This window comes from Novosphingobium mathurense (assembly GCF_900168325.1).
GTDB lineage: Bacteria > Pseudomonadota > Alphaproteobacteria > Sphingomonadales > Sphingomonadaceae > Novosphingobium > Novosphingobium mathurense.
In genome coordinates, this window is record NZ_FVZE01000002.1 from 22,270 (window position 1) to 40,242 (window position 17,973).

Genomic DNA, 17,973 nt, shown 5'->3' on the forward strand with positions numbered 1-17,973 from the left:
GCGGGATGCGCACGAGTTCTTTATTACCTAAAGGCGGTTTCCTGTCTCGACGGGAAACCGCCTTTTTTTCGTCCTGCTTCCCGAATGCCGTTGCGCCGCATGGCCGCGGATCCCGGAAACCCGGGCGCACGAGCTGTCACAATCGACCATTGAAACTCACCGGACCCTGCACTAGGTAAAATTGGAAAGATTTACTCCGATTTGAATTCAGGGTCCGGAACACAACAAGAATGCGCCTTTCGAGCATGGCAGATTACGCCGTCGTCATCATGTCCGCTGCAGCGCGGCATTGTGGCGGTGCGCGCGTGTCGGCCGGCCAACTTGCCGAGGAAACCGGGCTTCCCGGACCCACGGTACAGAAGCTCGTTAGCAAACTCACCGGCGCGGGGCTCATGCGGAGCTCGCGCGGCGTCGGCGGGGGACTGAAGCTGGCAAGACCGCCGGCGGCGATCTCCATTGCCGACATCGTCGAGGCAGTCGAAGGGCCGATCGCGCTCACCGCCTGTCTCGAACAAGGAAAACACGACTGTACGCTGGAGGGGACCTGCAACATGCAACCGCACTGGCCGCAAGTGAATGCGGCCTTGCGCGGAGCACTGGCGCAGGTTTCGCTGGTCCAGCTCGTCGAGGAAGTGGAATGACCGACGAAACGATCCAACCTGAACTGCGCGATCAGGCCGCGCGCGAAGCGGCCGCACGCGTCGCCGAGTACGAGCACGGCTGGGTTGCCGACATCGAGCAGGAATTCGGGCCCAAGGGGCTTTCCGAAGATACCGTCCGTTTCATCTCCGCCAAGAAGGATGAGCCGGAATGGATGCTCGAGTGGCGCCTGAAGGCCTATCGCCGCTGGCTCGAGATGACTCCGCCCGACTGGGCGAAGCTCGATGTGCCGCCGATCGACTACCAGGAAGCCTACTACTGGGCCGCGCCCAAGAAGAAGGACGGCCCCAAGTCGCTCGACGAGGTCGATCCCGACATTCTCAAGGTCTACGAGAAGCTGGGCATTCCGCTCGAGGAACAGAAAGTCCTCGCCGGCGTCGAAGGTGCGCGCAAGGTCGCGGTCGATGCCGTGTTCGACTCCGTTTCGGTCGCCACGACCTTCCGCAAGGAGCTTGAGCAGGCCGGCGTCATCTTCCGCTCGATCTCCGAAGCGATCCGCGAATATCCGGAACTGGTGAGGAAGTGGCTGGGCAAGGTCGTGCCCCAGCACGACAACTACTTCGCCGCCCTGAACTGCGCGGTCTTCTCCGACGGGACCTTCGTCTACATCCCCGAGGGTGTGCGCTGCCCGATGGAGCTGTCGACCTATTTCCGCATCAATGCCGAGAATACCGGCCAGTTTGAACGCACCCTGATCGTGGCCGAAAAGGGCAGCTACGTCTCGTACCTGGAAGGCTGCACCGCACCGATGCGCGACGAGAACCAGCTTCACGCCGCCGTGGTCGAGCTGGTCGCGCTCGAGGATGCGGAGATCAAGTACTCGACGGTGCAGAACTGGTACCCGGGCGATGCCCAGGGGAAGGGCGGCATCTACAACTTCGTGACCAAGCGCGGCCTGTGCCAGGGCGCGCGCTCGAAGATCTCGTGGACCCAGGTCGAAACCGGTTCGGCGATCACCTGGAAGTACCCGAGCTGCGTCCTCAACGGCGAGGATTCGGTGGGCGAGTTCTACTCGGTCGCGGTCACCAACAATTACCAGCAGGCCGACACCGGCACGAAGATGATCCACAACGGCAAGGGCAGCCGCTCGACGATCATCTCCAAGGGCATTTCGGCGGGCAAGTCGAACAACACCTATCGCGGCCTCGTGCGCGTCGCCGCCAATGCCGATGGCGTGCGCAACTTCACCCAGTGCGATTCGCTGCTGCTGGGCAAGGACTGCGGCGCGCACACCGTACCGTATATAGAAGTGAAGAACCCCTCTGCGCAGATCGAGCATGAGGCGACCACCAGCAAGATCAGCGATGACCAGCTGTTCTACGCCATGCAGCGCGGCCTCGACACCGAGGAAGCCGTGGCGCTGATCGTCAATGGCTTCGCCAAGGAAGTTTTGCAGCAACTGCCGATGGAATTCGCCGTTGAGGCGCAGAAGCTTCTCGGCATCTCTCTGGAAGGAAGCGTAGGGTAATGACCGAACGCAAGACTCTGGGCGTCAGCCGTTCCGCCACCGCGTCGAAACCCGATGTCAGCACCTTCAACGTCACCGGTGCCCGTCTCGAACGGCTCAAGGAACGCGCCCGCGATCAGCGCCGCAATCCCACCGAGGCGCAGCAGGCACTCTGGGCCGAGCTTTCCGGCTCGAAGCTGGGCGGCGTCAAGTTCACCCGCCAGGCCGTCGTCGGTTCGACAGTCGTCGATTTCGCCTGCCCGTCACGCTGGATCGTCATTTCGATCTCCACGGCCGACGCCAACCCGGAAGTCGAGACGCTGCAGGACAGGAAGCTGTCCGATGTCGGCATCCGGGTCCTGCGCTTTACCGAGGAAGCCGTGCTCGACGACCGCGAAAGCGTGATGAAAACCATCGTCTCTGAAACCAACAAGCCGTTCGACAAGCGCAGCGCGCGCAGCCAGTTCGCTCCCAGGATGGAGAGCGCCGAAGGATGACAATGCTCAAGATCGATAATCTCCAGGCCACCGTCGCAGACAAGCCGATCCTCAAGGGCCTCTCGCTCGAAATCAATCCGGGCGAGATTCATGCCATCATGGGCCCCAACGGCGCCGGCAAGTCGACCCTGGGCTACACGCTGGGCGGCCGTCCCGGTTACGAAGTGACCGGCGGCTCGGTGACTTTCGACGGACAGGACCTGTTCGAGCTGGAACCCCACGAACGCGCAGCGGCCGGCCTGTTCCTCGGCTTCCAGTACCCGGTCGAGATTCCGGGCGTTTCCTTCGTCCAGTTCCTGCGCGAGGCGGCCAATGCCCAGCGCAAGGGCAGGGGCGAAGAGCCGCTGTCGGGCGGCGAGTTCCTCAAGCTGGCCAAGGAAAAGGCCGGATTGCTGCGCCTCGACATGGACATGCTCAAGCGCCCGGTGAACGTCGGCTTCTCCGGCGGTGAGAAGAAGCGCGCCGAAATGGTCCAGATGGGTATTCTCGACCCCAAGCTGGCGATCCTCGACGAGACCGACTCCGGCCTCGACATCGACGCACTGCGCGTCTGCGGCGAAGGCATCAACGCGATCATGCGCGCACCCGACAAGGCGGTGCTGCTGATTACCCACTACCAGCGCCTGCTCGACTACGTGAAGCCGGACTTCGTCCACGTCCTCGCCAATGGCCGCATCGTCAAGTCGGGCGGTCCCGAACTGGCCCATCAGCTTGAGGCCGAGGGCTACGAAGCGGTGGCTGCATGACTCTCGCCGCGACTCTTCCCACCCGGAAGGACGAGGCCTTCCGTTATGCCGACTTCGACGCACTGGCCGGCGTCTGGCCGATCGCGCGCGAGGAAATCGTCGTTGCGGCCGGACAGGAAGATTCGCGCCAGATCGTCGAGCTGGGCGAGGCCGCGGTTGCGCGCCACCTGGCGATTCGCGTCGAGAAGGGCGCGAAGCTCGACTTGCGCATCCTGACCGCCGGCCCCGCCTACGGCCGCATTGCCGTCGACGTGGAACTGGCCGAAGGCGCGGACTTCCTGCTCGGCGCGGCGCAGCTCGCAACGGGTAGCGAAACGCTCGAGATCGTCACCGAAGTGACCCACTGCGAGCAGAATGCGACGTCCATGCAGGTGATCCGCTCGGCGCTCGCCGGGCATTCGACCGGCACTTATCTCGGCCGCATCGCCGTGGCGCGCGGCGCAGATGGCACCGATGCCGAGCAATCGGTCCGCGCCATGCTGATCGACCGCACCGCGACGGCCAATGCCCGACCCGAGCTGGAAATCTATGCCGATGACGTGAAGGCGGCACACGGTTGCGCGGTCGGCGAACTCGACGCGCAGGGCCTGTTCTACCTGGCTTCGCGCGGGCTTACCCCACCGCAAGCCAAGCGACTGATGTTGCAGGCTTTTGTTGCCGAAGCCTTCATCGGCGCGCCGAACGAGGAAGCGCTCAGCGAAGCGGCCCTGGCCCGGCTGGAGTCGATCCTGTGAGCACCCAGGCGGCTACCCGGATCTCGGTGCGTGACCAGTTCCCCGGCATGGCTGGCGGCTGGCACTACCTCGACACCGCCGCCACGGCGCAGAAGCCGCAGGCGGTGATCGACGCGACGGTCGATGCGATGGGCCGCGACTATGCGACCGTGCATCGCGGCGTCTATGCCCGCTCGGCGGAAATGACGCTGGCCTTCGAAGCCGCGCGCCGCCGGGTCGCCTCCTTCATCGGCGGACGCGAAGAGGAAATCGTCTTCGTGCGCGGCGCGACCGAAGCGATCAATCTCGTCGCCAACACCTGGGGCGTCGAAAATCTCGGGGCAGGGGACCGCATCCTGCTTTCGACGCTGGAGCATCACTCGAACATCGTGCCCTGGCAACTGCTGCGCGAGCGTACCGGCGTCGAAATCGACGTCTGCCCACTGACCGCAGACGGCCGGATCGACCTCGAAGCCGCCGAACGCATGCTGACGCCCGCCCACAAGCTGGTGGCGCTGGCGCATGTCTCCAACGTTCTCGGCTCGGTGCTCCACGTGGAACATCTTGTTGAACTGGCGCACAAAGTCGGAGCCAGGGTACTGATCGACGGCTGCCAGGCCGCCCCGCGCATCAAGCTCGACATGGCCGCGCTCGGCTGCGATTTCTACGTTTTCTCGGCGCACAAGCTCTATGGTCCGACCGGTGTCGGCGTGCTGTGGGTCCGCTCAGAGATTCTCGAGAACATGCCCCCGTGGCACGGCGGCGGATCGATGATCGATCGCGTCACTTTCGAGAGGACGACCTGGGCCCCGGCGCCGCAGCGCTTCGAGGCAGGCACGCCTGCGATCGTCGAAGCGATCGGCCTTGCCGCCGCGATCGACTGGCTGGAACAGGTCGGCCTCGATGTCGCCGAAGCGCATGAACGCGAGCTCGCCGCCCGCCTGCGCGAAGAACTGGGCCAGCGCAACGACGTCACCCTGTTCGGCCCTGCCGACTCGGTCGGCATCGTCAGCTTCGCGCTCGATGGGGTCCACCCGCACGATCTCGGCACGATTCTCGACGAAGAAGGCGTTGCCATTCGCGCCGGTCACCACTGCGCGCAGCCGCTGATGGATCACCTTGGCGTTCCCGCCACGGCCCGGGCCAGCTTCGGTCTCTACAACGACGAAAGCGATATCGAGGCGCTCCTGAAAGGAATCGAGCGCACGAGGAGAATATTCGGATGAGCGACGAATCCCGCAAGTTTCAGGTCGAGGAAGTCGATTCGGCAACACCGCCGCCGCGCGCGCGGGTCGAAGACGCCGCGCCCCCGGCCGCCGAGAGTGCGGCCGATAAGCTTGAACGCAAGCGCGACTACCTCGAAGGCTTCCTCGCGGAAAAGCCGCAGGGCGCAAACCCCGGCGAACCGGGCGGCGATATCTACGACGGCGTGATCGCTGCGCTGAAGGAGATCTTCGACCCGGAGATCCCGGTGAACATCTATGACCTCGGCCTCATCTACGGCGTCGACGTCTCGCCCGAATCCGCGGTGGCAGTGACCATGACGCTCACGACACCGCACTGCCCGGTCGCCGAATCGATGCCGGGCGAAGTGGAAATGCGCGTGGCTGCAGTGCCGGGCGTGCGCGACTGCGAAGTCAATCTCGTCTGGGATCCGCCGTGGGACATGGCCAAGATGTCGGACGAGGCGAAGCTCGAACTGGGCATGCTGTGACCGAAACCCTCGCCGCCCCCGAAACTGCCGAAGGGCTGACCATCCGCCTTGCCGATTACGGCTACGAAGGCGATGGCGCGGCGCTGGTTGCGCTGCTCGACAGCTATGCCCGCGACCCGATGGGCGGTGGCAAGGAGCTGGACGAAGCCGTGCGCGCCAGGCTCGTGCCCGCGCTCGATGCCTTCCCCGGCGCATTTACCCTGCTCGCTTTCGACGCGGCGCAACCGGTCGGGCTGGCGAACTGCTTCACCGGCTTTTCGACCTTCGCGGCCCGCTCGCTCGTCAACATCCACGATCTTGTGGTATCCTCTGCGCACAGGGGCAAAGGCATCGGCCGCGCATTGATGCAGGCCGTGGAAGCCGAAGCCACCGCCCGCGGAGCCTGCAAGGTCACGCTCGAAGTGCTGGGCGGCAATGCGCCGGCCAAGGCGCTCTACGCCTCGCTCGGCTATGAAAACTACGCGCTCGATCCCGAAGCGGGAACGGCGCAATTCTGGGAAAAGAAGCTGCCATGACGACTACAGCAACGACTCGTCAGCGTCCCGCCGCGGTCATCCTGACGCCTTCCGCCGAAACGCGCATCGCCAAGCTCATGGCCGACGCGCCCGAAGGCGCGATCGGCGTCAAGCTGTCTACCCCGCGCCGCGGTTGCTCGGGACTTGCCTATTCGGTCGACTACGTCAGCGAGGAAAACGCGCTCGACGAGAAGATCGAGACGCCCGGCGGCACCTTCTACATCGACGGCGCCTCGGTGCTCTACCTCATCGGCTCGACGATGTCGTGGCAGGAAGACGACTTCACCGCCGGCTTCGTATTCGACAATCCCAACGCCAAGGGCAGCTGCGGCTGCGGCGAGAGCTTCACCGTCTGATACGGGAAAGGGGGCTCAATGCCCCCAGGTGTTGAACGTGGAATAGCGGGTTTCGGTATCGCTGCGCGTCTGCTCGGCCAGCGAAATCATTTCATCGTCGTCCTGCCAGTCCTCCGCATCAAAGCGGACCGCACTGTAGATATCGACAATCTCGTACTCATCCTCGTCAAGGGCCTCGGTTGCAAGCCATATCGCTTCGCGAATGTCCTCGCTTGAAACCAGACAGGTTACATGGGCGCCCGCGTAGCCTTCGCGGCGCAGCGGCGGGCTGTCGCCTGCGAGTTCACATGAAACGAGAAAGACACTGCCCTTCGCCATCGGGCAGCATGATAGACACCGCCAGTTAACTTTGACAATTCGGAACTTCCCCGGCCCCCGGGGCAAGCATGTCAGGGCTGGCGCAGCGCGGCCACGCAGGCGGCGCGATCCACGTCCTGTCCATCCGAGGCACGGCGCGCATCGAGGTAGGTCGCCACCGGCTCGCGCGAGGAGGACGTGGGATAGAGGTAGATGTCCAGCACACAGGCGGTTCCGGTGAACTGCAGCTTGCGCGCATCGCCTTCCCACACGTCGAGCCGGGGGCTGCCGAACTGGCGCACGAGTTGCTTCTGGCTCGCCCCGATCACCCCTTCCAGACCGGGCAGGTTCAGGAACTTGGGATCGCGCGGCGAAGTGCGCGTCGGCTGACGCACGGCAGGCACGCGCGACGCACCACCGCTGCCGGACGCGCTGGAAACCCCGCCGGGGCTCGTGCCGCAGGCGGCGAGCAGCATGGCAAGGCAGCAGGCGGCGATGGGTCCGCGAAGACGATGCAGGGAAGCCCCGGACGAAGTCATGATCATGGCTGGCCTGCGCATCGCGCGCCGCCGCTCCGCTGTCAACGGGGGCAATTCGCGCGCGCGCTTGCGGAGCGACAGGGCGCGCGGTAGGCAGGCCGCATCGTCATTTCCCAACCCGATCAGTCAAGGACCTTCCCTTCATGGCATCCAACCCCGTGGCGCCCACCCTGGACGTCATCGCCATCGGCAATGCTATCATCGACGTCATCGCCAATTGCGAGGACAGCCTGATCGAGGAACTCGGCCTTGCCCGGGGCGGAATGATGCTGATCGATGCCGACCAGGCGCGCGACCTCTACGCCGCCATGGGCCCCGCACGCGAAATCTCCGGCGGTTCGGCCGCCAATACGCTGGCCGGACTTGCCTCGCTCGGCGCAAAGTGCGGCTTCATCGGCCAGGTCGCGCAGGACCAGCTCGGCGAAGTCTTCACCCATGACATCCGCGCCGGCGGCATCGAATATGACACCCCCGCGCGCGCTGGCGACCCGCCGACGGCCCGCTGCCTCATCTTCGTGACGCCCGACGGCCAGCGCACGATGAACACCTTCCTCGGCGCCTCGCACTTCCTGCCCGCCGAAGCGCTCGACGAAGCGACGATCGCCAAGGCTGCCGTGCTTTATCTCGAAGGCTACCTGTGGGATCCCGAAGAGCCGCGCGCCGCAATGCGCAAGGCCATCGCCGCCGCCCGCGCAGCCGGTCGCAAGGTCGCCTTCACCCCGTCCGAAACTTTCGTCATCGACCGCCACCGCGACGATTTCGTGGCCCTCATCGATGATGGCCAGATCGACGTGCTGTTCTGCAACGAGCATGAAATGGCCGCGCTCGTGCAGGACGACGATTTCGAGAAGGGCCTGGCCATGCTCGCGCCGAAGATCCCGGTGCTGGTGGTCACGCGCGGCCCCGAAGGCGCTGTGGCGCTATCGGGCGGCGAGCGTGCCGAAGTCTCGGCCGAACCGATCGAGCGCGTCGTCGACACGACCGGCGCGGGCGACCTGTTCGCCGCGGGCTTCCTCTTTGCGCACGTTCGTGGCATGAATCTCGAACAAAGCCTGAAACTTGGCGCGATTTGCGCCTGCGAGGTGATCTCGCACTACGGCGCCCGCCCAGAGCGGAGCCTGCAGGCGCTGATGGCAGAGAAACTCACCTAAGGAGCACACACGGATTGAGCTGTCCGGCACTGATCGATTTCGAAGCGAGCTGTCTGCCGGAGTACGGCCAATCCTATCCTATCGAAGTCGCCATCGCGCGGATCGACGGCGAAAGCCGCGCGTGGCTGATCCGTCCGCTGGAGGCGTGGCGCCACTGGGACTGGTCCGAGGAGGCGGAGAAACTCCACGGCATCAGCCCTGAGATGCTGCGCAAGGAAGGACTCCCCGCCGGGCAGGTCCTTGAGGAGATGGCCCGGTTCGTCGGCGATTGCGAAGTCTACGCCGACGCCGACCTCGATGCCTATTGGCTTGAACTGCTGGCGCACGGCCTCAAGGCCCCGGTGCCTTTCGCGGTGAACTTCCTCGGCGAATACCTGATGCGGCACAACTTCACACGGCCCCAGGTCGTGGCCGCTCTGGAAGCGGCCAAGCTGCGCCTGCCCAAGGAACACCTCGCAAGAGAGGACGCCAAGCGCCTTGCCCTCGTGGTCAAGCTGCTGCTGGAAGGCCAGGAAGCGGAATAAGATTGCGCGCGGCGAAGCGCTTCATCCTGAACGCGTTTCAGGATCCCTTTCCCGGCACCCCGCAGTTACACCGGACCGATCAGAAAGGGCCGGCATCCTCCGAAACGCCGATCCCGTCCGGCTGGCTCGCCTGCAGCTTGCCAAGGCACTGGTCCTTGGCGCGGTCGCGGTCGTCGGAGAGGGCAGACGCCATCTGCGAGGGCAGGGCGCAGCCGCGTTCCGGGCGGATCGGATGGCGCCGACGGCACGATTCCTCGGTGCTGAAGAAGTTGTCGAGGCAGTCCTGGAACTCCGCCACGTCGTTCTCGTGCATCGCGCGGCAGCTCTTGGCCCAGCGGTTCTTGTAATTGAGTTCCGCGAAATTGACGCAGTCCTCGTACTCCACCCGCGCAGCCTGCTGGCGCTGCGCCGCTTCGGCTGCCTGTTGCTGCTGCGCTGCGCGCCGCGCTTCGGCTTCCGCCTCGACCTCTGCCTGCCGTCGCGCTTCGAGCACCTCGGCATGGTTCGGCAGGAAAATACCGTAGTAGAATCCGACCCCGCAGCCCGCGATCAGGATCGCAAGGGCAACCGCCAGCTTGAGAATGGCACCGGCACGTTCCAGCATCGCCGCCTTCCGGTCAGTCCTGGCCCCGTTCGCGCGCCACTTCGCGCCAGCCGATGTCGCGGCGGCAGAAGCCGGTCGGGAAGTCGATCGCATCCACGGCGGCATAGGCCTTCGCCTGCGCGTCGGTCACCGAAGCCCCTCGCGCGGTGACGTTGAGCACACGTCCGCCATTGGCGACGAGTTGGCCATCCTTGAGAGCCGTGCCCGCATGGAAAACCTTGGCGCCATCGGCTTCGGCCGCGGCAAGCCCCGCGATGCTGCCGCCCTTTTCCGGCGTGCCGGGATAGCCGTCGGCGGCCATGACGACCGTCAAAGCAGTATCCTTGGAGAAGCGCGGCGGCTGGATCGCGCCAAGGCGGTTCTCGGCACAGGCATGCAGGATCTCGACGAGATCGCTCTCGAGACGCAGCATCATGACCTGGCACTCGGGATCGCCGAAGCGGCAGTTATACTCGATCAGCTTGGGTCCCTGCTCGGTCAGCATCAGGCCGAGGAACAGTACCCCCGAATAGGGCATGCCCTCATCGGCGAGAGTCCGCACGGTCGGCGCGATGATGCGGGTCATCGCCTCGGCCTCCAGCGCAGGTGTAAGCACCGGCGCCGGGCTATAGGCGCCCATGCCGCCGGTGTTGGGGCCGGTATCGCCGTCGCCCACGCGCTTGTGGTCCTGCGCCGAGGCGAAGGGGACTATGGTGCTGCCATCGGTCAGCGCGAAGAAGCTGGCTTCCTCGCCTTCCAGGAATTCCTCGATAACGGCTTCCGCGCCCGCCTCGCCGAAGCGACCTGCGAAGATGTCGCGCACCGCTTCCTGCGCCTCATCCATCGTCATGGCAACGGTAACGCCCTTGCCTGCGGCAAGGCCGTCCGCCTTGATCACGACGGGAGCGCCGAACTTTTCGAGCGCGGCAAGGCCGTCCGCTTCGCTGGACACGCGCACGTAGCCGCCCGTCGGGATACCGGCCCTCTCGCACAGGTCCTTGGTGAACCCCTTGGAGCCTTCAAGCTGGGCCGCCGCCTTGCTCGGGCCGAACACCGGGATGCCCTCGGCCCGCAGGGAATCGGCCAGGCCATCGACCAACGGCGCTTCCGGGCCGATCACGACGAGACCGATTTCCTTCTCGTTGCAAAAGGCGATAACCGCCCCATGATCGGTGGCATCGAGCGACACACAGGTTCCCGCCTCGGCAATCCCCGGATTTCCGGGAGCTGCATAAAGCGTGGAGCAGCGCGGGGATTGCGCCAGCTTCCAGGCCAGCGCATGTTCGCGTCCACCCGAGCCCAGAAGAAGGATATTCATGCCGCGGCCTTTCGATGAGTCTTACGATGACGACGAATATGGAGATGGTCGTAAGGGTGGGCTGGTAGCGAAGCAATCGGCCGGGGACAACGCTGCGCCGCTGTCCATCAGCGAGATTTCTGCACTGCTCAAGCGCACGGTGGAAGACCGCTTCGGCTTCGTGCGCCTGCGCGGCGAGCTTTCCGGCGTCAAGCGCGCGGCCTCCGGCCACCTCTATTGCGCGCTCAAGGACGACAAGGCCCTGATCGACGGCGTGATGTGGCGCGGCAATGCCCAGCGCATTGCCTTTCGCCCCGAAGACGGGGTCGAAGTCATCGCGACCGGCAAGCTGACGACCTATCCCGGCCGCTCCAAGTACCAGATCGTCATCGATTCGATGGAGATTGCAGGCGAAGGCGCGCTGCTGGCCCTGCTCGAGAAGCTGCGGGCCAGACTCGCCGCCGAAGGTCTCTTCGCGCCCGAGCGCAAGCGGCAGCTCCCGTTCCTGCCCCAGGTGATTGGCGTCGTGACGTCGCCCACCGGCGCGGTAATCCGCGACATCCTCCATCGCCTGGCCGACCGCTTCCCGAGCCACGTACTTGTCTGGCCGGTGCTGGTGCAGGGAGAGGGCGCAGCTGCGCAGGTAGCCAATGCCGTGCGCGGATTCTCGCAGATGCCCGCCGACGGCCCGGTGCCGCGGCCAGACCTTGTCATCGTCGCGCGCGGCGGCGGCTCGATCGAGGACCTTTGGGCCTTCAACGAGGAGCCGGTCGTGCGCGCCGTGGCGGAATGTTCGATCCCGGTGATCTCCGCGGTCGGGCACGAGACCGACACCACCCTGTGCGACTATGCTGCAGACCGCCGCGCGCCGACGCCCACCGCCGCCGCCGAAATCGCGGTGCCGGTACGCGCGGAACTGATGGCGACGCTCGACGAACTGGCCCTGCGCAAGCGCCGCTGCGCGTTACGGCCGGTGACGCTGGGCCGCGAGAGGCTGGAGGCGCGGGTCCAGCGCCTGCCCAAACCGGATGCGATTCTTGCCGCCAAGACGCAGCGGCTCGACGAGTTGACCGATCGCCTGCGCCGCGGACTGCAGGACCGCGCTTCGAATGCCGAAAAGCGCCTCGCCTCGGTCGGCAGGCCGCTCGCGCTGCTGCGCCACCGCGCGCAGGCGAGCAGCGAGAGGCTGGCGCGCACCGGACTGACGCCACGGTTGCTCACCCGCCGCTGGTCGATGGCGCGCGACAGCCTTGCCCCGGTATCGCGCGTGCTGCCCCAGCTCGATCCGCGCCTACCGCTGCAGCGCGGCTATGCCCTGGTCAAGACCGCCGAGGGCAGGGCAGTGACCAGCCGCGAGCTGGCGGCCCGGGAAGCGGCGCTGGTGCTCGAATTCCGTGACGGGGACCTCCCGGTCACGACCGGTTCAGGCGATTCGGTGTCTCCTGAACCCAAGCCCGCGCCTGCTGCGGCAGCCCCGCGCAAGCCCGCGGCCAGACCGGAACGATCGAATCCGGATCGGCCGCGACAGGGCGATTTGTTTTGACCACGAGCCTCTGCTAGAAATCTCCCATGCTAATGTCTTCTGCCGAACGCCCCGCAACCCTCAGCTACGGACCCAACGGGTTCCGCATGATCAGCTCCGGCCACTTCGTCACTTGCGCCGTGACCGGTGAGAAGATCTCGCTCGAAGCCTTGCGCTACTGGAGCGTGGAGCGTCAGGAACCCTATGCCACCGCGGAAATTGCCACCCGGCGTCTCCTCGGGAAGGCATGAAGGGCCAACCTGCTCGTTTCGCCTGGCTGAAGCTGAGCGGCCTTGCCGCTGGTGGCAGCCTGATTCTCGCCGGTAATGCCATGGTCGAACCCGCCGGTTCCGCCCATGCTTCAACCAATGTCCCGGTTTCTCCGGCAGCAGCCCCGCGCCCGGCCAATATCGCCTTCTCCGGCGAAATGACGCAGGGCGGATGGATTCGCGGGGTGGCCCCCGCGGGAACCACCGACCTCAAGCTCAACGGCGAATCGGTGCGGATCGCGCCGGACGGCGCTTGGTTCGCCGCGTTCGACCGTGATGCCGGGCCAGAAGAGATCCTCACCGCACGGATGAAGGACGGCACGACCTATCGCCAGGCGCTCACCGTTTCCCCGCGCGACTGGCACATCGAGCGAATCAACATTCCGCGCCGCTCGGGTGGGCCTTCCGAGGCCTTCATGAAGATCCGGCAGCCGGAACTCGACCGCATCAATGCCGCGCGGGCGCTGGAAACCGGCGCGCAGGGGTGGCGCCAGCACTTCATCTGGCCGGTGAAGGGCCGTATTTCCGGCCGCTTCGGATCGCAGCGCATCTATCGTGGCGAACCGGGCAGCTACCATTCGGGTATCGACATAACCTCCGGCACAAGCGGCACGCCCTTCGTCGCCCCGGCGGACGGCGTCGTGATCCTCGCGGCGGAAAAGCCCTTCACGCTGGAAGGCAACCTGCTGATGCTGGACCACGGCATGGGCCTCAACAGCGCCTTCCTGCACTGTTCGCAAATCCTTGTGCAAGAAGGCGATCACGTGAAGCAGGGGCAGGTGATCGGCAAGATCGGCATGTCCGGCCGCGCGACCGGCCCGCACCTGCACTGGAGCATCAAGTGGCAGTCCGACAGGCTCGATCCGCTTCTTTTCACCGGACCGATGAACTGATCGACGAAGCGGCCTTGCCGTCGGCGCACGATTGATTATCCAGCTTTTGTGCGCCGCAGCATCGCCCTTCCGTTCCTGATCCTGCTTGCAGGCGTCACCTGGCTGCGATCGCCCACGACTCCGCGCCCTCCGGACATGACGTTCGACTATGTCGCCCTGACGCCGCGCCCCGGAGCGGACCCGCAGTTTCACCTCGGCCCATTCCGGTTGGAAGGCGCGTGGCACATGGCCAGCCGGTCGCGCGGCTTCGGCGGCTATTCGACGCTGCTGGCCATGCCAGGTGGACAGCTCCTCGCCCTCAGCGATTCGGGCGGATACCTGCGCTTCACTTTGCCGGGTCGCAGACCCGGTGCGCTGGCAAGCGGCAACCTGAATATCAGCCGATGGAACGACAAGGCCGATCGCGACGTCGAATCGGCAACGCGCGATCCGCGCTCCGGCACGATCTGGCTGGGAATGGAGGGCTCCAATTCGGTCGTTCGGCTCGGTCCCGGACTGAACGTGGAAACCAAGATCCGGCCCGGCGCGATTCGCCACTGGGGCGTGAACTCGGGCCCGGAAGCCATGACCCGCCTTGCCGACGGGCGATTCGTCCTGCTGCGCGAGGCCTTCAAGGGCTGGCTCGAGGACCGCAAACACGACGCCGTCGTCTTCGAGGGCGATCCCACGACGCGGCCGAAATCGTGGCACTTCACGTTCGATGGTCCGAAGGGCTTCAGCCCCACCGACATGACGCAATTGCCCGACGGTCGTCTGCTGATCCTGATGCGTCGGCTCGTCTGGCCGATGCCGCAACGATTCGCCGGACGCATCGCCATCGCCGACCCTGCCGAGATTCGGCCCGGCGCGACCTGGCGCGCAAAGGAAGTGGCCCGAATCGCCACGAGCCTGCCGGTCGACAATTTCGAAGGGCTTGCGGTCGTGCCACAAGGCAAGGATCGCCTGACCGTCTGGCTGATCTCGGACGACAATTTTTCGGATTTCCAGCGCACGCTGCTCTGGAAACTCTCCGTCGATCCACGCGACCTGCCCTGAAAATCACTCAGGAGCATATTTCAGGAAGCAGGCGGCCACGCGAAAAGGCGCGCGAGGAACCCTCGCACGCCTTTTTCGAACCAGTGCCTTGTCAGGCTCCCCGAAGGGAGCCGGAAATCAGGCGGCCTGCTTCTTCTTCAGCTCGCGCTTCACCTTGACGGCGCGCGGGCTGAGCTTCGTATCGGAAGTCTTCAGCAGCCAGTTGTCGAGGCCGCCGTTGTGCTCAACCGAGCGAAGGCCGTGCGTCGAAACGCGGAACTTGAAGCTACGCTCCAGACCTTCCGACATCAGCGTGACGTTCTGAAGGTTGGGCAGGAACACGCGCTTGGTCTTGTTGTTGGCGTGGCTGACGTTGCAGCCGACCTGACGACCCTTGCCGGTCAGTTCGCAGATGCGGGACATGTCTACTCTCGCTCGAAAAAAATCTTGGCCGTTTGTACGGGAAGGCGCGCCCTTACCGAGTCACCAGGTGAACGTCAAGTTGCGCCGCGGTTTTTCGCAGGCTAGCGCGTCCTCATGACTCGCTGGCCGCTCCCCGAATACATGCAACTGGCGCTGGCGCAAGCCCGCGAAGCCGCGGATTCGGGCGAAGTCCCGATCGGCGCGGTCATTGTAAGGGACGGAAAAGTCATCGCCACCGGCCGCAACGGCCCACGTGAGCGCCACGACCCGACCAGCCACGCCGAAATCGAAGCGATTCGCACCGCCGCGCAGATTCTCGGCAATGAACGACTCGAAGGCTGCGAGCTGTGGGTGACGCTGGAGCCCTGCGCCATGTGCGCCGGGGCGATCTCCCACGCCCGCATCGCCCGACTCTATTATGCCGCTCCCGATCCCAAGGGCGGCGCGGTGGAACACGGCGCGCGCGTCTTCGAACACAGCCAGTGCCTGCATCGTCCGGAAGTCTATTCGGGCATGGGCGAAGCCGAGGCCGCGGAAATGCTCAGGGCCTTCTTCCGGGACCGCAGATAGCCGTCAACCTTCCCACGCATTCTTGGCGGGTATCTTTGGATTCGGGCCCTAGAGGCCCCGCCAGATCTTCAGCGGCGTGGAATCGCCGGGGCCCCACTGCCTGCGGTTGCAGGCCCGGGGCATGAAATCCTTCCCGTAGCAAAGCTCGATCGCGCGCAGCCAGCCGCCGCGGCTGACGTCCACGCCGACCTGATCCGCCGTCCAGTCCGGATTACCGGCGAGAAAGGCACGGCGCAGATCGCCCACCGTCAGGTCGTCTTCGCGCGAAAGGCGATCGGCATCGGGCCAGCGGATCGAGCGCCAGAGGATTGCGCTGACCTTGAAGTAGGTCTCCGGCCGCTTCGTCATGCAACTTCCGTGCTTGGCCCATTCATGGGCGAGGAGGCTGGCAGAGGGCGTCATGCACATATGGCGGCGGAGCAGGTCGGGCGAGGGCAGCGGCCGGGTTGCGCACCACTGCGGCGCAGGGCCATTGCGCGCTTCGGGCCAGAGGCCGTGCAGGACGAAGCCGAAACGTCCGTTGCGGCGCGAACACTGCATCGAATCCGTTTCGCCGCTCATCTTGCAGTAATCGGGAGACCAGCTTGCCGCGAGGGTATAGCCCGCGACGGCGACCTTGCGGACCGGCCCGTCGGGCGCCTGCGGCCCCACCGGGGCAATGCTGCGCGGTACGGCGCACTGATAGGCCTGGGCCAGCGCAGGGACCGGCATAAGCGCCGCAAGGACCAGACCGGCCCGAGCCGCGAGCAGGGGCCTCACAGCGGCGTGAAGTCGAGGCCGATGTCGGCAGCCGGTGCGCTCTGGGTGAGACGGCCGACCGAGACATAAGTGACGCCCGAGGCGGCAATCGCGCCGATGGTCCTGAGATTGACGCCGCCCGAAGCCTCGGTCGGCACGCGTCCGGCGACCAGGGCGACCGCCTCGCGCAGCATGTCGGGCCCCATGTTGTCGAGCAGGAGGTGATGCGCGCCCGCCGCAATGGCCGGTTCGATCTGGTCGAGACGATCGACCTCGCAGATGATCTGGGCCACGCCCGCCGCCCTGGCACGCGCCACGGCCGGACCGACGCCGCCGGCAACGAGGACGTGGTTATCCTTTATCATCGCCGCGTCCCACAGGCCCATGCGATGATTCTGCGCGCCGCCGGTGCGGGTCGCGTACTTTTCGAGGTGACGCAGGCCCGGGATCGTCTTGCGCGTATCGAGAAGAGTGCCGTGGCCGCCCATGGCATCGACATATTCACGCGTCATCGTCGCGATCCCGGACAGATGCTGCACGGTATTGAGCGCGCTGCGCTCTGCCGTCAGCATGGCGCGGGCATTGCCCGAGAGGCGCATGAGGTCCGAGCCCGGCTCGACGCGCGCGCCTTCCTCCACCAGGATCTCGATCTCCATGTCCGGGTCGAGCTTGCGGAAGAAAGCCGCCGCAAGCGGCAGGCCCGCAACAGTGATCGCATCGCGCGAATCCATGACGCCGGCAAAGCGCGCATCGGCATCGATCACGCTTTCCGAGGTCACGTCATGCCCGCCTCCCGGCAGGCCCACGCCGAGGTCTTCGGCAAGCGTGGCATCAACGAAGGCGGCAAGGTCGAAACCGGTCAGCGTGAAGTCGTTCATGGCGCCGTCCATGCCAAGGCCGCGGGCCCATGTCGAGTTCCACCGTCGATGCGCGATTTGCAATCGTAGCCACATGGGACCATAGCGAAACGATCACGAGCAACCGAATTCGTAGGCGCTCGTGGCTGAGAGACCATCCGCGCTCCCGCTTACGTCGCTGGAGCATCGTGATGAAGATCGATCATATCAATCTGCGCCGGAGTATCCCGACGGCCGCCTTGGCCCAGGTCCTGCCCGTGCTCGGGACAGCGCTGTCCTGCCATCAGACCGCGCAAGGTTTCTGCGATCCGATCGCGAAACCACAACGCCCCACAACCCTGACACCCGGAGAAATGCCATGAACGACAGCGTCGACAAACCTTACCTCATCCAGAAGGGCGAGGATGGCAAATACCGGCTGACCGTGCGCGACACGCACTACAATTCGCGGGGCTATCCAATCGTCAAGTCGACCCTGCAGGACGAAGTCTTCGACACGCAGGCCGCGGCCAAGACCTTCGCGCGCGAAAACTTCAAGGCCCAGGCCGGACAGTACGCGACGAAGTAACCTTCGGGTTCGGCTTCACTACCGCATACAACGAAAGGCCAGGAGCGCGAGCCCCTGGCCTTTCGTGTTCGTGCGCTGGC

General features: G+C 65.4%; 25 protein-coding genes. 18 read left to right on the forward strand and 7 right to left on the reverse strand.

Going from position 1 to position 17,973, the window contains the following annotated elements:
* Positions 1 to 230 precede the first annotated feature (230 nt).
* From B5483_RS06855 to B5483_RS06895, 9 genes are read left to right on the forward strand one after another with little or no spacing between them, the layout of a single operon-like run.
* The gene (locus tag B5483_RS06855; protein ID WP_007012550.1) at positions 231 to 641 is read left to right on the forward strand and encodes an SUF system Fe-S cluster assembly regulator; all 411 of its coding nucleotides are present in this window, start codon (positions 231 to 233) and stop codon (positions 639 to 641) included.
* Positions 638 to 2,128: a Fe-S cluster assembly protein SufB gene (gene sufB, locus B5483_RS06860; RefSeq protein WP_054946436.1), complete on the forward strand. Its 1,491-nt coding sequence runs from the start codon at positions 638 to 640 to the stop codon at positions 2,126 to 2,128. The genes B5483_RS06855 and sufB overlap by 4 nt, the downstream gene beginning before the upstream one ends.
* Positions 2,128 to 2,604: an endonuclease domain-containing protein gene (locus B5483_RS06865; protein ID WP_079729922.1), complete on the forward strand. Its 477-nt coding sequence runs from the start codon at positions 2,128 to 2,130 to the stop codon at positions 2,602 to 2,604. Before sufB ends, B5483_RS06865 begins: the two co-directional genes overlap by 1 nt.
* A gap of 2 nt (positions 2,605 to 2,606) precedes the next feature.
* Entirely contained in the window at positions 2,607 to 3,350 is a 744-nt protein-coding gene (sufC, locus tag B5483_RS06870) for a Fe-S cluster assembly ATPase SufC (protein ID WP_079729923.1), read from the forward strand.
* Complete coding sequence (locus tag B5483_RS06875) at positions 3,347 to 4,084, forward strand: SufD family Fe-S cluster assembly protein (RefSeq protein ID WP_054946433.1); 738 nt, start codon at positions 3,347 to 3,349, stop codon at positions 4,082 to 4,084. Before sufC ends, B5483_RS06875 begins: the two co-directional genes overlap by 4 nt.
* A gap of 47 nt (positions 4,085 to 4,131) precedes the next feature.
* A complete protein-coding gene (locus B5483_RS06880) occupies positions 4,132 to 5,289 on the forward strand; it encodes an aminotransferase class V-fold PLP-dependent enzyme (protein ID WP_079729924.1) in 1,158 nt (385 codons plus the stop codon).
* Positions 5,286 to 5,777: an SUF system Fe-S cluster assembly protein gene (locus tag B5483_RS06885; RefSeq protein ID WP_054946431.1), complete on the forward strand. Its 492-nt coding sequence runs from the start codon at positions 5,286 to 5,288 to the stop codon at positions 5,775 to 5,777. The genes B5483_RS06880 and B5483_RS06885 overlap by 4 nt, the downstream gene beginning before the upstream one ends.
* Positions 5,774 to 6,292 (forward strand): GNAT family N-acetyltransferase, encoded by a 519-nt coding sequence (locus tag B5483_RS06890; protein ID WP_079729925.1) that lies wholly within the window; start codon positions 5,774 to 5,776, stop codon positions 6,290 to 6,292. The genes B5483_RS06885 and B5483_RS06890 overlap by 4 nt, the downstream gene beginning before the upstream one ends.
* Positions 6,289 to 6,648 carry a HesB/IscA family protein gene (locus B5483_RS06895; protein WP_054946429.1) on the forward strand — a complete coding sequence of 120 codons (360 nt, stop codon included), beginning with the start codon at positions 6,289 to 6,291 and terminating at the stop codon, positions 6,646 to 6,648. The genes B5483_RS06890 and B5483_RS06895 overlap by 4 nt, the downstream gene beginning before the upstream one ends.
* A gap of 15 nt (positions 6,649 to 6,663) precedes the next feature.
* On the opposite strand, the gene B5483_RS06900 is transcribed toward B5483_RS06895, so the two are convergent.
* Both B5483_RS06900 and B5483_RS06905 read right to left on the reverse strand, forming a co-directional pair.
* The gene (locus tag B5483_RS06900; RefSeq protein ID WP_054946428.1) at positions 6,664 to 6,966 is read right to left on the reverse strand and encodes a hypothetical protein; all 303 of its coding nucleotides are present in this window, start codon (positions 6,964 to 6,966) and stop codon (positions 6,664 to 6,666) included.
* Between the two features lie 71 nt (positions 6,967 to 7,037).
* The gene (locus tag B5483_RS06905) at positions 7,038 to 7,490 is read right to left on the reverse strand and encodes a hypothetical protein (protein WP_139383934.1); all 453 of its coding nucleotides are present in this window, start codon (positions 7,488 to 7,490) and stop codon (positions 7,038 to 7,040) included.
* A gap of 137 nt (positions 7,491 to 7,627) precedes the next feature.
* Between B5483_RS06905 and B5483_RS06910 the strand changes: the two genes are divergently transcribed.
* Both B5483_RS06910 and B5483_RS06915 read left to right on the forward strand, forming a co-directional pair.
* A complete protein-coding gene (locus B5483_RS06910) occupies positions 7,628 to 8,635 on the forward strand; it encodes an adenosine kinase (RefSeq protein ID WP_054946427.1) in 1,008 nt (335 codons plus the stop codon).
* A 14-nt stretch (positions 8,636 to 8,649) separates the two neighbouring features.
* A complete protein-coding gene (locus B5483_RS06915; RefSeq protein ID WP_079729926.1) occupies positions 8,650 to 9,159 on the forward strand; it encodes a 3'-5' exonuclease in 510 nt (169 codons plus the stop codon).
* A 79-nt stretch (positions 9,160 to 9,238) separates the two neighbouring features.
* On the opposite strand, the gene B5483_RS06920 is transcribed toward B5483_RS06915, so the two are convergent.
* Positions 9,239 to 9,763 carry a hypothetical protein gene (locus B5483_RS06920; protein WP_054946425.1) on the reverse strand — a complete coding sequence of 175 codons (525 nt, stop codon included), beginning with the start codon at positions 9,761 to 9,763 and terminating at the stop codon, positions 9,239 to 9,241.
* Between the two features lie 13 nt (positions 9,764 to 9,776).
* Positions 9,777 to 11,060 (reverse strand): phosphoribosylamine--glycine ligase, encoded by a 1,284-nt coding sequence (gene purD / locus B5483_RS06925; protein WP_054946424.1) that lies wholly within the window; start codon positions 11,058 to 11,060, stop codon positions 9,777 to 9,779.
* On the opposite strand from purD, the gene xseA reads away from it, so the two are divergent.
* Genes xseA through B5483_RS06945 form a run of 4 tightly spaced genes read left to right on the forward strand, consistent with a single transcriptional unit; the run spans position 11,059 to position 14,758 of the window.
* Positions 11,059 to 12,582 carry an exodeoxyribonuclease VII large subunit gene (gene xseA / locus B5483_RS06930; RefSeq protein WP_079729927.1) on the forward strand — a complete coding sequence of 508 codons (1,524 nt, stop codon included), beginning with the start codon at positions 11,059 to 11,061 and terminating at the stop codon, positions 12,580 to 12,582. The two genes, purD and xseA, sit on opposite strands and share 2 nt — an antisense overlap.
* Before the next feature lie 26 nt (positions 12,583 to 12,608).
* Positions 12,609 to 12,812, forward strand: coding sequence for a DUF2093 domain-containing protein (locus tag B5483_RS06935; RefSeq protein WP_038576060.1), 204 nt, complete (start codon positions 12,609 to 12,611; stop codon positions 12,810 to 12,812).
* Positions 12,809 to 13,723 (forward strand): M23 family metallopeptidase, encoded by a 915-nt coding sequence (locus B5483_RS06940; RefSeq protein ID WP_483869919.1) that lies wholly within the window; start codon positions 12,809 to 12,811, stop codon positions 13,721 to 13,723. Before B5483_RS06935 ends, B5483_RS06940 begins: the two co-directional genes overlap by 4 nt.
* 48 nt (positions 13,724 to 13,771) lie before the next feature.
* Positions 13,772 to 14,758, forward strand: coding sequence for an esterase-like activity of phytase family protein (locus B5483_RS06945; protein ID WP_054946422.1), 987 nt, complete (start codon positions 13,772 to 13,774; stop codon positions 14,756 to 14,758).
* Positions 14,759 to 14,875: 117 nt separating this feature from the next.
* Here B5483_RS06945 and rpmB read toward each other — a convergent pair whose 3' ends face one another.
* Complete coding sequence (gene rpmB, locus B5483_RS06950) at positions 14,876 to 15,160, reverse strand: 50S ribosomal protein L28 (RefSeq protein WP_007012569.1); 285 nt, start codon at positions 15,158 to 15,160, stop codon at positions 14,876 to 14,878.
* Positions 15,161 to 15,274: 114 nt separating this feature from the next.
* On the opposite strand from rpmB, the gene B5483_RS06955 reads away from it, so the two are divergent.
* The gene (locus B5483_RS06955) at positions 15,275 to 15,730 is read left to right on the forward strand and encodes a nucleoside deaminase (protein ID WP_079729928.1); all 456 of its coding nucleotides are present in this window, start codon (positions 15,275 to 15,277) and stop codon (positions 15,728 to 15,730) included.
* Positions 15,731 to 15,778: 48 nt separating this feature from the next.
* Here B5483_RS06955 and B5483_RS06960 read toward each other — a convergent pair whose 3' ends face one another.
* Positions 15,779 to 16,441: a ribonuclease T2 family protein gene (locus tag B5483_RS06960; RefSeq protein WP_079729929.1), complete on the reverse strand. Its 663-nt coding sequence runs from the start codon at positions 16,439 to 16,441 to the stop codon at positions 15,779 to 15,781.
* Positions 16,442 to 16,485: 44 nt separating this feature from the next.
* Positions 16,486 to 17,358 (reverse strand): carboxylating nicotinate-nucleotide diphosphorylase, encoded by an 873-nt coding sequence (gene nadC, locus B5483_RS06965; protein ID WP_054946420.1) that lies wholly within the window; start codon positions 17,356 to 17,358, stop codon positions 16,486 to 16,488.
* 158 nt (positions 17,359 to 17,516) lie between these two features.
* Here nadC and B5483_RS23140 point away from each other — a divergent pair, with 158 nt between their 5' ends.
* Both B5483_RS23140 and B5483_RS06970 read left to right on the forward strand, forming a co-directional pair.
* A complete protein-coding gene (locus B5483_RS23140; protein ID WP_156367348.1) occupies positions 17,517 to 17,687 on the forward strand; it encodes a hypothetical protein in 171 nt (56 codons plus the stop codon).
* Positions 17,684 to 17,893 carry a hypothetical protein gene (locus B5483_RS06970; protein ID WP_054946419.1) on the forward strand — a complete coding sequence of 70 codons (210 nt, stop codon included), beginning with the start codon at positions 17,684 to 17,686 and terminating at the stop codon, positions 17,891 to 17,893. The genes B5483_RS23140 and B5483_RS06970 overlap by 4 nt, the downstream gene beginning before the upstream one ends.
* The last annotated feature ends 80 nt before the right edge of the window (positions 17,894 to 17,973 follow it).

Coding starts and splice junctions, on each gene's coding strand:
- B5483_RS06880 (WP_079729924.1), top strand. CDS start 4,132: ATGGCTGGCGGCTGGCACTACCTCGACACCGCCGCCACGGCGCAGAAG.
- B5483_RS06935 (WP_038576060.1), top strand. CDS start 12,609: ATGCTAATGTCTTCTGCCGAACGCCCCGCAACCCTCAGCTACGGACCC.
- purD (WP_054946424.1), bottom strand. CDS start 11,060: ATGAATATCCTTCTTCTGGGCTCGGGTGGACGCGAACATGCGCTGGCC.
- B5483_RS06865 (WP_079729922.1), top strand. CDS start 2,128: ATGACCGAACGCAAGACTCTGGGCGTCAGCCGTTCCGCCACCGCGTCG.
- B5483_RS06955 (WP_079729928.1), top strand. CDS start 15,275: ATGACTCGCTGGCCGCTCCCCGAATACATGCAACTGGCGCTGGCGCAA.
- B5483_RS06910 (WP_054946427.1), top strand. CDS start 7,628: ATGGCATCCAACCCCGTGGCGCCCACCCTGGACGTCATCGCCATCGGC.
- B5483_RS06905 (WP_139383934.1), bottom strand. CDS start 7,490: ATGATCATGACTTCGTCCGGGGCTTCCCTGCATCGTCTTCGCGGACCC.
- B5483_RS06900 (WP_054946428.1), bottom strand. CDS start 6,966: ATGGCGAAGGGCAGTGTCTTTCTCGTTTCATGTGAACTCGCAGGCGAC.
- B5483_RS06895 (WP_054946429.1), top strand. CDS start 6,289: ATGACGACTACAGCAACGACTCGTCAGCGTCCCGCCGCGGTCATCCTG.
- B5483_RS06940 (WP_483869919.1), top strand. CDS start 12,809: ATGAAGGGCCAACCTGCTCGTTTCGCCTGGCTGAAGCTGAGCGGCCTT.
- sufC (WP_079729923.1), top strand. CDS start 2,607: ATGCTCAAGATCGATAATCTCCAGGCCACCGTCGCAGACAAGCCGATC.
- B5483_RS06960 (WP_079729929.1), bottom strand. CDS start 16,441: ATGCCGGTCCCTGCGCTGGCCCAGGCCTATCAGTGCGCCGTACCGCGC.
- nadC (WP_054946420.1), bottom strand. CDS start 17,358: ATGGACGGCGCCATGAACGACTTCACGCTGACCGGTTTCGACCTTGCC.
- xseA (WP_079729927.1), top strand. CDS start 11,059: ATGCCGCGGCCTTTCGATGAGTCTTACGATGACGACGAATATGGAGAT.
- B5483_RS06885 (WP_054946431.1), top strand. CDS start 5,286: ATGAGCGACGAATCCCGCAAGTTTCAGGTCGAGGAAGTCGATTCGGCA.
- B5483_RS06970 (WP_054946419.1), top strand. CDS start 17,684: ATGAACGACAGCGTCGACAAACCTTACCTCATCCAGAAGGGCGAGGAT.
- rpmB (WP_007012569.1), bottom strand. CDS start 15,160: ATGTCCCGCATCTGCGAACTGACCGGCAAGGGTCGTCAGGTCGGCTGC.
- B5483_RS06875 (WP_054946433.1), top strand. CDS start 3,347: ATGACTCTCGCCGCGACTCTTCCCACCCGGAAGGACGAGGCCTTCCGT.
- B5483_RS23140 (WP_156367348.1), top strand. CDS start 17,517: ATGAAGATCGATCATATCAATCTGCGCCGGAGTATCCCGACGGCCGCC.
- B5483_RS06855 (WP_007012550.1), top strand. CDS start 231: ATGCGCCTTTCGAGCATGGCAGATTACGCCGTCGTCATCATGTCCGCT.
- B5483_RS06920 (WP_054946425.1), bottom strand. CDS start 9,763: ATGCTGGAACGTGCCGGTGCCATTCTCAAGCTGGCGGTTGCCCTTGCG.
- sufB (WP_054946436.1), top strand. CDS start 638: ATGACCGACGAAACGATCCAACCTGAACTGCGCGATCAGGCCGCGCGC.